14 protein-coding genes are annotated in these 15,144 nt (G+C 34.1%); all 14 read left to right on the top strand.

Features of this window, described 5'->3' with window-relative positions:
• The first annotated feature begins 68 nt into the window (after positions 1-68).
• The gene (nusB, locus tag AC1EJ0_RS01075) at positions 69-476 is read left to right on the top strand and encodes a transcription antitermination factor NusB (RefSeq protein WP_320604531.1); all 408 of its coding nucleotides are present in this window, start codon (positions 69-71) and stop codon (positions 474-476) included.
• Positions 469-1,809: an exodeoxyribonuclease VII large subunit gene (xseA, locus tag AC1EJ0_RS01070; RefSeq protein ID WP_480022767.1), complete on the top strand. Its 1,341-nt coding sequence runs from the start codon at positions 469-471 to the stop codon at positions 1,807-1,809. The genes nusB and xseA overlap by 8 nt, the downstream gene beginning before the upstream one ends.
• A complete protein-coding gene (gene xseB / locus AC1EJ0_RS01065; protein WP_294796494.1) occupies positions 1,793-2,098 on the top strand; it encodes an exodeoxyribonuclease VII small subunit in 306 nt (101 codons plus the stop codon). The genes xseA and xseB overlap by 17 nt, the downstream gene beginning before the upstream one ends.
• Positions 2,085-2,915: a polyprenyl synthetase family protein gene (locus AC1EJ0_RS01060; protein ID WP_480022768.1), complete on the top strand. Its 831-nt coding sequence runs from the start codon at positions 2,085-2,087 to the stop codon at positions 2,913-2,915. The genes xseB and AC1EJ0_RS01060 overlap by 14 nt, the downstream gene beginning before the upstream one ends.
• A gap of 121 nt (positions 2,916-3,036) precedes the next feature.
• Complete coding sequence (locus tag AC1EJ0_RS01055; RefSeq protein WP_480022769.1) at positions 3,037-4,350, top strand: S41 family peptidase; 1,314 nt, start codon at positions 3,037-3,039, stop codon at positions 4,348-4,350.
• 120 nt (positions 4,351-4,470) lie between these two features.
• Positions 4,471-4,677, top strand: coding sequence for a 50S ribosomal protein L31 (gene rpmE / locus AC1EJ0_RS01050; protein WP_019213484.1), 207 nt, complete (start codon positions 4,471-4,473; stop codon positions 4,675-4,677).
• Positions 4,678-4,718: 41 nt separating this feature from the next.
• Positions 4,719-5,624: a DUF1385 domain-containing protein gene (locus tag AC1EJ0_RS01045; protein ID WP_320604541.1), complete on the top strand. Its 906-nt coding sequence runs from the start codon at positions 4,719-4,721 to the stop codon at positions 5,622-5,624.
• Positions 5,618-6,433, top strand: coding sequence for a peptide chain release factor N(5)-glutamine methyltransferase (gene prmC, locus AC1EJ0_RS01040; RefSeq protein WP_480022770.1), 816 nt, complete (start codon positions 5,618-5,620; stop codon positions 6,431-6,433). Before AC1EJ0_RS01045 ends, prmC begins: the two co-directional genes overlap by 7 nt.
• An 11-nt stretch (positions 6,434-6,444) precedes the next feature.
• Positions 6,445-7,515, top strand: coding sequence for a peptide chain release factor 1 (gene prfA, locus AC1EJ0_RS01035; RefSeq protein WP_058260432.1), 1,071 nt, complete (start codon positions 6,445-6,447; stop codon positions 7,513-7,515).
• Position 7,516: 1 nt separating this feature from the next.
• Positions 7,517-8,737 carry a uracil-xanthine permease family protein gene (locus AC1EJ0_RS01030; RefSeq protein WP_480022771.1) on the top strand — a complete coding sequence of 407 codons (1,221 nt, stop codon included), beginning with the start codon at positions 7,517-7,519 and terminating at the stop codon, positions 8,735-8,737.
• Positions 8,730-9,470, top strand: coding sequence for an NAD-dependent protein deacylase (locus tag AC1EJ0_RS01025; RefSeq protein ID WP_480022772.1), 741 nt, complete (start codon positions 8,730-8,732; stop codon positions 9,468-9,470). The genes AC1EJ0_RS01030 and AC1EJ0_RS01025 overlap by 8 nt, the downstream gene beginning before the upstream one ends.
• The gene (locus AC1EJ0_RS01020) at positions 9,460-10,677 is read left to right on the top strand and encodes a BaiN/RdsA family NAD(P)/FAD-dependent oxidoreductase (protein WP_480022773.1); all 1,218 of its coding nucleotides are present in this window, start codon (positions 9,460-9,462) and stop codon (positions 10,675-10,677) included. Before AC1EJ0_RS01025 ends, AC1EJ0_RS01020 begins: the two co-directional genes overlap by 11 nt.
• On the top strand, positions 10,674-11,972 hold the full coding sequence (locus AC1EJ0_RS01015; protein WP_480022774.1) for an NAD(P)H-dependent oxidoreductase: 1,299 nt from the start codon (positions 10,674-10,676) through the stop codon (positions 11,970-11,972). Before AC1EJ0_RS01020 ends, AC1EJ0_RS01015 begins: the two co-directional genes overlap by 4 nt.
• A 2-nt stretch (positions 11,973-11,974) precedes the next feature.
• A complete protein-coding gene (gene ileS, locus AC1EJ0_RS01010; protein ID WP_480022775.1) occupies positions 11,975-15,085 on the top strand; it encodes an isoleucine--tRNA ligase in 3,111 nt (1,036 codons plus the stop codon).
• Positions 15,086-15,144: the final 59 nt, after the last annotated feature.

Genomic DNA, 15,144 nt, shown 5'->3' with positions numbered 1-15,144 from the left:
AGTAATTGCGCTGGAGTTTTTTTAAAGAAAAACTTAGGCACACAGCTGCCTTCTAAGTGAGGGATAATATGTCATACGACAAGACTAGATTAAATTTAATGAATGCAATATATCAATTTGACCTAAATAAATACAGCTCTGTAAGTGATTTAGATGGGTATTTTGAAGCGCTTGAGATAAGTGAAGAGAATAAATTGAAGCTTAGTAACAGACTTGAGAAATTTATTGAGAATATCGATCTAATTGATACAGAGCTTAAAAAAGCGTTTAAAGATGCAAAGCTTGAAAGGCTCTCATACATTGACAGAGCTCTACTAAGACTTGCTATCTTTGAAATATATATAGAAGAAGAAATTGCTTATCAAATTATAATTAACGATATAGTAGAAATTGCAAAGAACTTCTCAGACGATAACTCATACAAATTTATTAACGCTATACTTGGTGATTACGTAAGGAACTATTACCATGAATAAATTCACGGTAACGGGGCTTAACGACTACATAAAGGACGTTTTGGCGAGTGATTTTCTTTTGCAGGAGATATACGTCGAAGGTGAAGTGGCTGATTATAAGAAAAATAATTCGGGTCATTTATATTTTTTGATTAAGGATGAGAGCTCTAAGATTAAGTGCGCCTTCTATTGTTATAAGAATGAAGAAGAGATTACTCTTGAGAATGGTATGAAGGTCTTTATCAAAGGAAAGATTTCTACTTACGACCAAAACAGCACCTACCAGATCAATGTTGATTACGTTGAAGAGCTTGGCATAGGTAAGCTCAAGAGAGAGTTTAGAAAAACGCTTGAGAAACTTGAAAAGGAAGGCCTTTTTGACGAAGAATTTAAACAAGAAATACCAAAGTACCCAAGAAGACTTGGCCTCATCGCTTCATCAACAAGTGCCGGCTTTAGAGATATAGTAAAGGTGCTTAGACGAAGGACCAATATGATTGACATAATTCTATATGATTCCTTCGTTCAAGGGGATATGGCTGTATCTAATATAAATAGTGGACTTGATTATTTCAACCAAAAGAATGATGTTGATCTCATTCTTATTGCAAGAGGCGGGGGCAGTTACGAAGAGCTAGCCGTTTTTAACGACGAGAGCATGGCAAGAAAGATATTCGCATCAAAGATACCAGTTATGACAGCTGTTGGTCACCAGATAGATAGCTTTATAGCTGACCTTGTAGCAGATAAAAGATGCGCAACGCCATCTGAAGCGGCTGAGATTATATCAAAGTACTACTATGAACTACCAGATATGCTTGATCAAAGCATAATACAGATAAGTTTTTTAATGAATCACTATGTTTCAAGTGAAGAAGCTAATCTAAAGAATAAAAGAGATTTGATTAATAGCTTAAACACCAAAACTCTTATAGATAATTTTTATTCAAAGACAAATAATCTTATGATATTAATTAAAAAAGAGATGGATAAGTACATTTATGCGAAAGAGAAAAAAGTCGATATGCTCGCTTCAAGGCTAATTTATTCATCCGTAAGTAAAAGGATAGACGAAGCTAACAACACTATTGACAAGAGAATTGTTAATATTAATCAAGCTATGAACAATAAGCTGAGCGCTATGACAGAGGATTTACAAAAGTTTAAGCTAAGGCTTACTATAAACGATATTTATAAGACTTTAAGAAGAGGCTACTTTTTGATAAGTGATTTAGATAATAAAACCATAAAAGATGCTAGTGATATTAAGATAGGCTCGGATATATTAATTAAGTCATACAATAGTAGTATTAAAGCTCATGTTTTGGAGGTAAATAATGACATTAAATTATGAAAAAACATTAGATAACTTAGACGATATTCTTGAGAAATTGCAAAGTCAAGAGCTAAGTTTAGATGAAAGCATAGATGAATTTGAAAAAGCAGTTAAGCTTTACAAAGAATTGAATAAAAAATTAAGCGAAGCCAAGATGAAGATTAAAAAGATTGAGATAGATGACTTAAATTTATCAAAAGAGATTGATTATGACGTTGAAGATAATGACTTTGAAACTATAGACTCATTCAAAGACTTTGGCGAAGTGCACGATGACGATTTGGACTATGACGATGATGAATATTAATACATTTAAAGAGGCCTTTGACAAGAGGCTTCCTATGGAGCTAAGGCCTTACCTTAATGATGACGTCATCTCAAAGGCCATAGAATACGCTTCATACGATGCAGGCAAGAGGCTTAGACCCTTTATACTATATAGCCTTGGAAATGAGCTAGAGCTCGATAAGAAGCTAATAAATGCCTTTGCGGTCGCACTTGAGTTAATTCACAATTATTCCTTAGTTCATGACGATTTGCCAGCTATGGATAACGATGAGTATAGACGCGGTAAATTTACAGTTCATAAAAAATATGGCGAAGCAAATGCAATTTTGTGTGGCGATGCACTTTTGAACTTGTCTATGGAATACTTAGCTCACAAGCTTAGAGATAATGATAATAAAAACATATTAAAAGCAATGAGCTATATGTATAGATCATCAGGCGTAAAAGGCATGATACTTGGTCAGTCAGAAGACATTCGTATGGAGAGTGGTGAGATAGGCACATATACTTACGATGATTACAAGAGAATGATACTTAATAAAACAGGAAGACTTTTTAATATAGCCTTTCTTGTTCCATGTATTTTGGCCGATAAAGATGAAGAGACAATGAAAAACGTTTTAATCTTCTCAAGACTATTCGCAATGAGTTTTCAGATAAAAGATGATCTTGATGACTTGAATGAAAATAAAGAGATAGATGGCAACAATATACTTAAGTTTCATTCATTTGAAGAGGCAAAAGAGATACTTGATGAAAATCTTAAGAAGATGAAGGTGCTTCAAGCAAAGCTTAATTATGAAACAACAAAGTACTCATTAGAATTAATTAAATAAGACATATCTAAAACATATTGATTTTGAATCAGTATGTTTTTTTATTTCCTTAGGTTGATTATTAATTTGTATGTGATATAATATTTATAGATATAAATTTGCATGGAAGGGGATATAAATCATGAAAAAGAATGCTATCATATCATTTTGTCTTATTATACTTTTATTATTAGTCTCAATTTTTTCTTATAATAACTATATTAACACTAAGACTAATGACATAAGGACAATAAATTTAAAAGACTTGGAATATAAAGAATTTAATTTAAGTAAAGATGATTACATAGAAGATTTTAATTTTGCATACACTACCTTGAAAGAGCATTATCCATTTTTTGAAGTTAATAAAAAAGTATATGGTATTGATTGGCTAGCTAACAAAGAGAAGTATGAAGCATATATTGCAGAGTCAAAAGATGATGCAGACTTTTTTACTAGAATGACTTATGTTTTAGCTGAACTTCACAATGGACATACTCATTTAATGCCAGAAGATTTTGCAATGTTTATGTATACGACTTATTATCCTATGCCAAAGAATTCTTGGAGACATTATATTACTGAAATGTATGAGAAAGAAAGCGTTCGAAGAAGATACAATATTAATAATGAAACGGTAAAAAAATATGTTGCTGAAAATATGAAGAGCGATGATGAAGTAAATAAGACTTATTCAAAAAATCTTATGACTGAGAATATAATTAAAGATAAACTTGCTTATATCAAAATTAAATCACTTATAGGTGAGCAATATATCAATCAAGATAAAGATATCGTTATTAATTATCTTAATGAAATAAAAGATTATCCATTCTTGATAATCGATATAAGAGGCAATGGCGGTGGTGATAGCAATTATTGGCAAGAGTTTTTACTTCCCAAAATAGTGGATAAAAAATATGAAACGAAAAATTATTTTTTGATGAAATCAGGAGAAAAATATGAAAAAATTTATAAGCAGTTAGAATTTAAAAATGATGTAAAAACATTCTTAGATAACTCACACTTTAGTGAAGATGTGAAAAAGATTCTTAGTGATTTTGATTGCTATACACCTTTGGAGTTATCTGTTAAGCCAAGCAAGGATTCAATTAGGTTTAAAGGAAAGATATATCTTTTAGTAGATAATGGAGTTTATTCTTCGGCTGAGATGCTTGCCTCATTTTGCAAAGAAACTAAATTAGCTACCTTAGTTGGAAGCAGAACAGGCGGCGACGGCATTGGTTTTGATCCAATGCAAGTTGACCTTCCAAATACTGCTTTTGTTTTGAGGTTCTCTAATGTAATGGGTGTAACAGAGTCTGGATCAATAAATGAATTAGATCAAACAATGCCAGATATTATTGTTCAAGAGAGTGAAGAGGACAAGATGGGCCATCTTGAAAATCAAAGGATTATAAAAGCAGTGATGAGAGATGCTGGCCTTAGTAAATAGATATTGAGTTTAAAAATATCTAATAAAGAAAAAAATATTATATTTTTATAAAAAATACTTGAAATATGAACATTTATATGATATAATTTAGTGGTTAATGAGGTAAGAGAGGTGAAATAAATGAAAAAAGACATACATCCAGAATTTAAAGAAGTAACTGTAACATGCGCATGTGGTAACACTTTCGTTACAGGCTCAACAAGAGATGAGTTAAAAGTAGAAGTTTGCTCTGAATGTCACCCATTCTTTACAGGTAAACAAAAATTTACTGAACGTGGTGGCCGTGTAGAGAAATTCAAGAAGAGATACAAAAAAGACGAAAATTAGCAGACTTTTTTCTGCTAATTTTTCATTATATAGGTGAAAAAATGAAAAAGAATTTTAAAACAAGTATAGGTGGACAAGCTTTAATCGAAGGTATACTTATGAAAGGGCCACAAATGACTTCAGTTGCCGTAAGAAAACCAGATGGCGAGATAGAAGTTAAAGTGAAAGATGAATCAGCTAAGAATAATAAGCTCATCTTCAAGATCCCATTCATAAGAGGTATATCCAAGCTAGTGGACTCAATGTCTGAAGGCACTAAAGCTCTCTATTATTCTGCTTCTTTTTATGACGATGAAGAGGACAAAAAAGAAACTAGTAAATTTAAAGATACTTTGTTTAATATTTTTACTTTTGTTTTTTCTTTTTTTATAGCTATAGGACTTTTTGTTGTAATTCCAACATTCATAGCTAACTTCTTAAAGGATAAAATCAATAATATATTCTTACTAAACTTCGTTGAAGGCTTGATAAGGATATCTATATTTTTAATATATATTACTTTAATATCGAATCAAAAAGATTTAAAGAGAGTATTCATGTACCACGGGGCTGAGCACAAAACCATCTTTGCTTATGAGAATGGCCTTGATCTTACTGTTGAAAATGTACAAAAGATGAGCAAGTACCATCCAAGATGCGGAACAAGCTTTTTGTTTATGGTTATGCTTGTATCAATAGTAGTGCTGTCATTCTTTGGATGGCCATCGCCAGTAATGAGAGTAGTCTCAAGAATTATAGCTCTGCCACTAGTAGCTGCTATATCATACGAGATCAATAGACTCATAGGCAAGTACGATAACGTGGGCTTTTGTAGAGCGGTTGCTAAACCAGGACTATGGCTTCAAAAGATAGCTACAGTCAAAGAGCCTGATGACGATATGGTTGAAGTAGCGATAGCGGCGGTTAAAGAGGTAATACCTAGTGAAGAAGGTTTAGACGCTTGGTAGTTAAAGATATTATAAGGAAGGCTTTAGCTGATATAGAAGCATCGGGGAAAAATATTCCTAATCCTGTGGGCGAGATATATATACTTCTAGAGCATATAACGAGCAAGGATAAGCTATTTTTAAGCTTGAACAAAGATTTTGATATTAATGAAGAAGAGTTTTTTGCTCTTCTTAATAAGAGGTTAAACGATACGCCCATGGCTTATATCATAGGAAAGAAGTATTTTAGAAACATTGTTCTAAAAACTGATGAAAGAGCTTTGATACCTAGGTTTTGTACAGAGGAATTAATTGACATTGTTAATAGCTTTATAAAAGATAATGACAGTGTATTAGACATGTGTACAGGAACTGGAGCCATTGCTCTTGCTATAAAAGAAGAAAATACAAAAGTTGATGTTACATGCTCAGATATTTCTGAAGACGCACTAAATTTAGCAAAAGAGAATGCTGAATTAAACAATTTATCTATAAATTTCATTTTATCTGATTTATTTGAGAATATTAGTGAAACTTATGATATACTAATATCGAACCCACCATATATATCTAGTGAAGAATATATGGGTTTGGAAAAGGATATATTTAAGGAGCCTAAACTTGCCTTAGTGGGCGGGGATTTAGGATATGAATACTACGAAAAAATCATTAGACAGGCTAGAGAAAAGATTAAACGTATGGTATTTTTCGAGATTGGATACGATCAAGGAAATATTGTAAAAGATATATTAGAAAAGAATAATTATAAAGATATTAAAATCTACAAAGACCTTGAAGGCTTTGATAGATTTATTTCTGCCTGCATTTAGGAGATGAGAAAATGTTAGAAAAATTAAATTTTATTGAAGACAAGTATAAAGAACTTGGCGAAAAGGTTATGGATCCAGATCTTTTGAAAGACATGAAAGAGTATCAAAAGACAATGAAGGAATACTCTGACTTAAAGCCAATAGTTGATAGATATAAAGAGTATCAAGGTTATTTAAATGAACTTAAGGATACTGAAGAGATGCTTGGTGAGAACCTTGATGATGAGATGAGGGAACTTGCTAAAGAAGATTTAAAGAATTTACAAGAAAATATTGCCAAGGCTGAAGAAGACCTTAAAATTATGCTTATACCAAAGGACCCAAACGATGACAGAAACGTTATCGTTGAAATTAGAGGCGGTATAGGCGGTGAAGAAGCTGCACTATTTGCAGGCGACTTATTTAGGATGTATTCTATGTACGCTGACAAGAGAGGCTACAAAACTGAAGTCATGAGTACAAACGAAACTGGTATAGGTGGCTTTAAGGAAGTTATCTTCATGATAAATGGTAAAGGTGCTTACTCAAGACTAAAACATGAATCAGGCGTTCACAGAGTTCAAAGAGTTCCTGAAACAGAAGCCTCCGGACGTATACACACATCAGCAGCTACTGTTGCTGTTATGCCTGAAGCAGATGACGTTGAGATAGAAATCAATGAAAACGATTTAAAGATTGACGTTTATAGAGCTAGTGGTCACGGCGGACAATGCGTTAACACAACTGACTCTGCTGTTAGAATCACTCACGTTCCTACAGGACTTGTAGTTACTTGCCAAGATGAAAAATCACAATTAAAGAACAAAGAAAAAGCAATGAAGGTTCTTAAATCAAGACTATATGACAAGATGCTTCAAGAACAAAATGATGAACTAGCTAAGCTTAAGAAGGGCCAAGTAGGTTCAGGAGATAGGTCTGAAAGAATTAGAACATATAACTTCCCACAAGGAAGAGTAACTGATCATAGAATCAATTTAACTTTATATAGATTGGAAGACTTCTTGAATGGAGATTTAGATGAGATGATAGACGCTCTACTAACTCACGAACAAGCAGAAAAATTAAAAGAATTGGAGGCATAAGATGAAAGCATCTCTTAGTATTAAGAAATCGATTTTAGCTTTGCAACACCTGATTGCTATGTTTGGAGCTACAGTTTTAGTTCCTATACTTACAGGACTTGATCCATCAGTAGCACTTTTCAGTGCTGGTTGTGGTACACTTATATTCCACTACTGCACAAAGAAAAAAGTGCCAGTATTTTTGGGTTCATCATTTGCATTTATACCAGTTATAGTGCAAGTAGCTGAGCAATATGGCGATCTTAGATACGCTCAAGGCGGTATGCTGGTAGCAGGTTTGGTCTATGTATTATTTTCATTCTTCATTAGAGGCATAGGCATAGAAAAAATACAAAAGATACTACCACCACAAGTAATTGGACCTATGATTATAGTTATAGGCTTCAATCTATTGCCAACAGCGTTTAATATGGCGAAGACATCATATATAGTAGCAGGACTTACACTTGCAGTTGCTGTAGCTTGGCCATATTTAGTTAAAGGTTTCTTAAAGCAAATATCTATACTCGTTGCAGTAATATTTGGCTATATACTATCAGTTGCTTTACATCTTGTTGACTTTACAGCAATAAATAATGCTCAATATTTTGCGGTGCCAAACTTTACTTTGCCACTGTTTGATATTGAAGCTATTATAATCATTGTTCCAATAATATTTGCTGTATTTATGGAACACTTAGGTGATATCACTACTAATGGAGCAGTAGTTGGACAAAACTTCGTAGAAGATCCAGGTCTTAACAGAACTTTACTTGGCGATGGTTTAGCAACAGTATTTGCTTCACTTATAGGTGGACCAGCTAACACTACTTATGGCGAAAATACAGGAGTTTTAGCTATTACAAAGAACTACGACCCATCAATACTAAGACTTGCAGCAGTCTTTGCCATCATCCTAGGCTTTGTTGGCAAGCTTGGAGGCTTCTTAAGAACTATACCACAAGCAGTTATGGGTGGCATATCAATTATGCTATTCTCAATGATAGGCTTTATAGGAATTAGAAATATTAGAGATAATCATGTTAAATTTAATCTTAAAAATATCATAGTAATGGCAGCAATTCTTTTCATAGGATTTTCAGGCGGTTTATTTAAAGAGCTGTTCGGTTTTACTATAGAGCTTCCTATAACTGAAAGTATCAGTCTTAACGGACTAAGCTTAGCAGCTATAGTTGGTATTTTATTAAACGCTATTCTTAATGGAGTGAAGAAGGATGCTTGATATTGACCTTTTGGTCCAAGAAGTAAAAAAAGCAAAGCACATGGTTTTCTTTGGAGGAGCAGGTGTTTCGACTGAGAGCGGTATACCTGACTTTAGAGGAGCAGGCGGAATATATAACGACAGACTTTATGAAGGATATGAACCAGAAGTGGTTTTGAGCAATTCATTTTATCATGCTCATCCGGATATATTCTTTGACTTTTGCAGAGATAAGGTTATATATGAGAATGTTAAGCCAAACGAAGGCCATAAGGCGCTTGCAAGACTTGAGGAGATGGGTATACTAAAAGCAGTTATCACTCAAAACATAGACAATCTTCATCAAGACGCTGGCAGCAAGAAAGTTATTGAGCTTCACGGCAATATTAACAGGTCTTATTGCACTAAGTGCCATAAAGAATTTGACGCAATGTATATCAAGCACTCAAAAGGTGCTTGTACTTGTGATGAGTGCGGCGCATTGATTAAGCCGGACGTTGTTTTATACGGAGAGGCGCTAGACAATAATGTTATGTCTGAAGCTATAAATGAAATATCTATGGCTGATTTGCTTTTAGTTGCTGGAACATCTCTAAAGGTATATCCAGCAGCGGGACTAATTAGATACTTTAATTCAGACAATTTAGTAATTATAAATAAGGATAAAACATCTTACGATAGATATGCAAAACTTGTTTTTCATGAAGGTTTTGGAAAGATATTAAAAGAAGTGGTGGATAGAATTGACATATGATGCTATAGTCATAGGAGCAGGTGCAGCAGCACTATTTTTTGGGGCTCTTAATAAGGATAAATTAAATATACTTATGCTTGAGCGAAACGATAGAGTCGGTAAAAAGCTCCTTACTACTGGCAATGGCAGGTGCAACTACACTAACACCAAGCTTAATGAGAACCCATATAACGATAAGGCCTTTACTTCATATATGATTGAGAAATATGGCTATGAGACAATTTTAGAAAAGTTCAAAGCTATGGGCATATATCCCTATATGGAAGATGATAGGGTCTATCCTATGTCATTACAAGCGTCAAGCGTCCTTGACGTACTTAGATATGAAAATGATAGAAACAATATAGATATAAAAACTGATGTATTTGTAAAAAGTTTTCATAAAGCTGATGATATCTTTGTACTTAAAGATCAAAACTCAAATATTTATAAGGCTAAGAGCTTAGTTATAGCTTGTGGCGGCGCTGCTATGCCGAAATTTGGTTCAGATGCCAATCTATTTAAGCAAATAAAAGAGCTAGGTATATCAGTTATTGATACAAAGCCAGCTCTAGTACCATATGAGTGTGATTATAAGTACTTAAAGCACTTAGATGGATTTAGAGTAAAAGCAAAACTAAGTTTAAAAAAAGCAGGTAAGATTATTAAAGATGATGTAGATGATGTTTTATTTACGAAATATGGTTTATCGGGGCCAACAGTCTTTCAATTATCTAGATACATTAAGGGCAAGGAAAGTGCTTATAAATTTAGTATAGACTTCTTTTATACATTTACTGAAGAAGAAATGTTTGATTTATTAAGCGAAAGAAGAAAAGATTTAGGACACAAGAGTCTAGATGAATTTTTTATTGGCCTTATACACAAAAGACTTATAATTCCTGTGATAGATAGACTTGGTCTTGATAAAGAGATGCTTGCTAAGGATTTAAGCGATAATGATTTACATAAAATAATAGATATATTAAAAAATTTTGAATTAGACATTATTAAAAATAAAGGCTATGGCATTGGTCAGATAAGCCTTGGTGGAGTAGCTAGTAAAGAGATAAATAATAAGACTATGGAGTCAAAGAAAGTTCATGGACTATACTTCATCGGGGAGGTAATTGACATAGACGGCCCATGTGGAGGCTACAATCTAAGCTTTGCGTGGTTATCTGCCATGGCGGCATATGACGATATAAGATCGAGGTGGAAGGCTTGATAAATTATCAAAAGAAATTTTATGAATATAAAGAAAAAGGTAAAAAGATAAATGTTTCTTTACTAGGAGCCGGCTTTATGGGCAAGGCGCTGGTAAGTCAATATATACAAAGCGGGGTTTTAAATCCCTTATTAATATCTTCAAGACATATTGAAGACGCGATTGATGCTTATCTTGCAGCAGGTATTGCTAGAGAAGATATAATTAAAATCACTTGCGCTGACGAGATTAAGGACTTAAATAAGTATTATATATGTGAGGACAAAGAGCTTTTATACAAATCAGAGCACATTGATTATGTAATCGATGCGACAGGAGAGCCAATAGTCGGCACTGAAATCAGTTACAACGCTTTAATGAATGGCAAAAACGTTATTACATTCAATCTAGAGAGCGATGTCTGCGTTGGCACTATACTATCAAAGATAGCTGAAGAAAAGGGACTTATATATACAGGCATAGATGGTGACGAGCCAGGAACAGTTCTTGAGCTTTACAATGAAGCGAAAATAATGGGCTTTGATGTTTTAGCCATTGGCAAAGGAAAGAACAATGAAGTCGATTTAGAAGCTAATCCAGATACTGTTAGTGAATCTGCCAAAGAAAAAGGTATTAAAAAAGAGATGCTAGCAAGCTTTGTAGATGGTACTAAGACCATGGTTGAGATGGCCACTATGAGCAATGCGACTGGATTTAGAGTGGATGTCGATGGCGGACATGGAATCAAATCCGATATCAAATCGCTCGACAAGAAACTTTGTCTTAAATCAGAAGGCGGTGTGCTTAATTCATACGGCATAGTTGATTATGTTAACGGTATAGCGCCAGGCGTCTTTGTTATAGTTAAGAGCGACTTAAAGAAGATTGATCACTTAATGAGATTTTTAAAGATGGGCGAAGGTCCAAATTATGTTTTATACAGACCTTACCATTTGACCAGCATAGAGACTATAAACACAGTATTAAAGGCACACTTCGATAAGCTCGAAGCTATAAAACCTATATCTGAAATACCATACTCAGATGTAGTTGCTATTGCTAAGAAGGACATGAAGAAGGGCGAGAAGCTTGATTACATCGGAGGCTACACTTTTTATGGCAAGTGCATAGACTTTGAAAAGTCAAGAGAAAAGAATTTAGTGCCTATATCCGTCATAAACGAAGGCGCAGTCCTTACAAGAGATATTAAAAAGGGCGAAAATATTGATTATAATAGCGTAGAACTTGATAGTGAGACGCTTGTATATAAACTTAGAAAAGAAATAGAAGCAAAGTACGAAGCTTCAAGGAGGTAATTATGGACTTAAAAGCTTTATCAAATGATCGCGTAGCCGATAGAGAACATCAAATATCTGAATATTGGAAGAGCATCGATCTACTTAAATTAACAAACGATAAAAGAGATAAGGACAATAGATATGTTTTCTTCGAAGGCCCACCAACTGCTAACGGAAAGCCTGGTATACATCACGTAAGTGGTAGAACACTAAAGGACTCTGTATGCAGATATAAGGTTATGCAAGGCTATTACGTAAACAGAAAAGCCGGTTGGGATACTCACGGACTACCTGTTGAAATTGAGACTGAAAAACAATTAGGACTTCATAATAAACAAGATATAGAAAAGTATGGCGTAAAAGAGTTTAATGAAAAATGCAAAGAGTCAGTATTTAAGTATGAGTCACTATGGAGACAGATGACTGAAAAGATGGCTTATCTAATTGATCTTGACAATCCATATATAACTCTTGATAATGACTACATCGAATCTACTTGGCATATACTTGATAAGATGTTTAAGGATGGACTAATTTATGAAGGTCACAAGATTATGCCTTATTGCCCAAGATGCGGTACAGGTCTTGCTTCACACGAAGTAGCTCAAGGATATGAGATGATTAAAACTGAATCAGCTTATGTTAAGTTCAAAAAGAAAGATGCTGATAATGAGTACTATCTTGCATGGACAACAACACCATGGACACTTCCTTCAAACGTAAGTTTAACAGTTAATAAAGATTTTGATTACATTAAGATAAAACATAAAGAGACTGGCGAGATACTTTACTTAGCTAAATCGCTTTTCAAACAAGCTCTTGAAAAAGATGCAGAAAACTATGAAATAATAGCTGAGATGAAGGGCTCAGACCTAGTTGGTGGAGAGTACGAACAATTGCTACCATATTTACCATGCGATAAAAAAGCTTTCTTCATAACAGAAGCTGATTACGTTACTATGGAAGATGGTACTGGTATAGTTCACACAGCACCAGCCTTTGGTGAAGACGACTACAATACATCAAGAAGATATGATTTACCAGTTCTTAATCCAGTTGACGAAGAAGGTAAGTTCACAGATACTCCTTGGAAAGGCATGTGGGTTATGGATGCAGATCCATTAATCATTGAAGAGCTAAAAAAAGAAAATAAATTATATAGAAAACAAAAGATAGAGCACAACTATCCACATTGCTGGAGATGCCACACACCACTTCTTTATTATGCAAAACCATCTTGGTATATAGAAGTAACTAAGTTTAAAGACAAAATTGTTGAAAATAACAATACAGTTAATTGGTATCCAGACTATGTTGGTGAAAAGAGATTCGGTTTCTGGCTAGATAACCTAAAGGACTGGGCTCTGTCTAGATCAAGATACTGGGGAACACCACTACCAATTTGGAAGTGCGAAGACTGCGGTCGCATGGAAAGCGTTGGCTCAAGAAAAGAGCTTAAGCAAAAAGCTATTGAAGACATAGATGAAAACATTGAATTGCACAGACCATATGTTGACGACGTTCATCTAGAATGTCCACACTGTCATGGCAAGATGACTAGAGAAAAGGATGTAATCGACGTTTGGTTCGACTCAGGCGCAATGCCATTTAGTCAATGGCACTATCCATTTGAACATACAGAAGACTTTGATCATAAGTTCCCAGCAGACTTCATCTGTGAAGGCATAGACCAAACAAGAGGCTGGTTCTATAGCTTACTTGCTATATCAACATATATGACTGGTAAGGCTCCTTATAAAAACGTTCTTGTTAACAACTTAGTTCTTGATAAGTATGGCAAAAAGATGAGTAAAAGCAGGGGCAATACCATAGATCCATTCGAGCTATTTGATGAATATGGTGCAGATGCTGTAAGATGGTATCTATTATACGTATCACCAGCTTGGACTACTAAGAAAGTCGATGTAGATGGCTTAAAAGACATAAGCTCGAAATTCTTTAACACACTTAGAAATGTATATAACTTCTTCTACATGTATTTACAAACCGATGGCATTGATCCAAAGACATTAGATGTGCCATATGAAAAGAGAAGCGATATAGACAAGTGGATACTTGCTAAATATAACAAACTTCTTCTAAATATCGAAGAAGAGATGGATAAGTTCGAGCTAACAAATGTAGTTAGAATGATACAAGATTTTGTAGTTGAAGATATATCAAACTGGTATATCAGACGTTCAAGAAGAAGATTCTGGGCTACAGAACTTGATGATGACAAGAAGGCAGTTTTACAAACAACATACGAAATACTTCTTGGAGTATCTAAAATTATAGCACCATTTGCTCCATATACAGCAGAAGAGTTCTATCAAAGACTTGGCGATTTAGAATCAGTTCACATAGACTATTATCCAAAGGCTAATAAAGACCTAATCGATGAAAAGCTTATTTACAAGATGGATCTAGTTCGTACACTTGTTAAACTTGGTAGATCATCAAGAGAGAACGCTAAGATCAAGGTAAGAATACCTCTTAACGAGATAGTTATCGATGGTAAGTATAGAGAAGACCTAGAAGACTTGACAGACTTAATCAAGGAAGAGCTTAACGTAAAGAACGTTTACTACGAAGATGATTTGAAGAAGTACATGAATTTCAACTTGAAGCCGAACTTCAAAGTTGCTGGCTCAATACTTGGATCAAAGATTAAGGACTTCACTAAATATCTATTAAATGTTAATAGCATAGACTTTGTAGACAAGCTTGACCACGCTGATCAAACAGTTGAGCTTAATGGTGAAGCGACTGAAATCAAAAAAGATTATGTAGATGTAAGAATTGAGTCCAAAGAAGGCTTTAATGTTGAAATGGAAAATGGCGTCTTCATCATACTTGATACTAAGTTAACAGATGATCTTCTTGATGAAGGCTACTTAAGAGAGTTTATATCAAAGGTACAACAACTTAGAAAGCAAAATGATTTCGACGTGCTAGATAAGATTAAGATCTATGTTGATGCAAATGATGATTTGAAAGCTATCTTTGAAAAGTTCAAAGACTTTATACTAAAAGAAACTGTTGCAGATAGCATTGAATACAAAGAACTTGATGTAGAAGAAACAGACTTAAATGGTAAGATTGTAAAGATATTTGTCGAAAGAATATAAATTAACTAAGACTAGGGCAGATGCTCTAGTCTTTTTTTCGCGTATAAAAGGCCAGAGCA

The organism is Fenollaria sp. C0166D3 (assembly GCF_056590255.1).
This window is presented reverse-complemented; position numbering and strand designations above follow the sequence as displayed.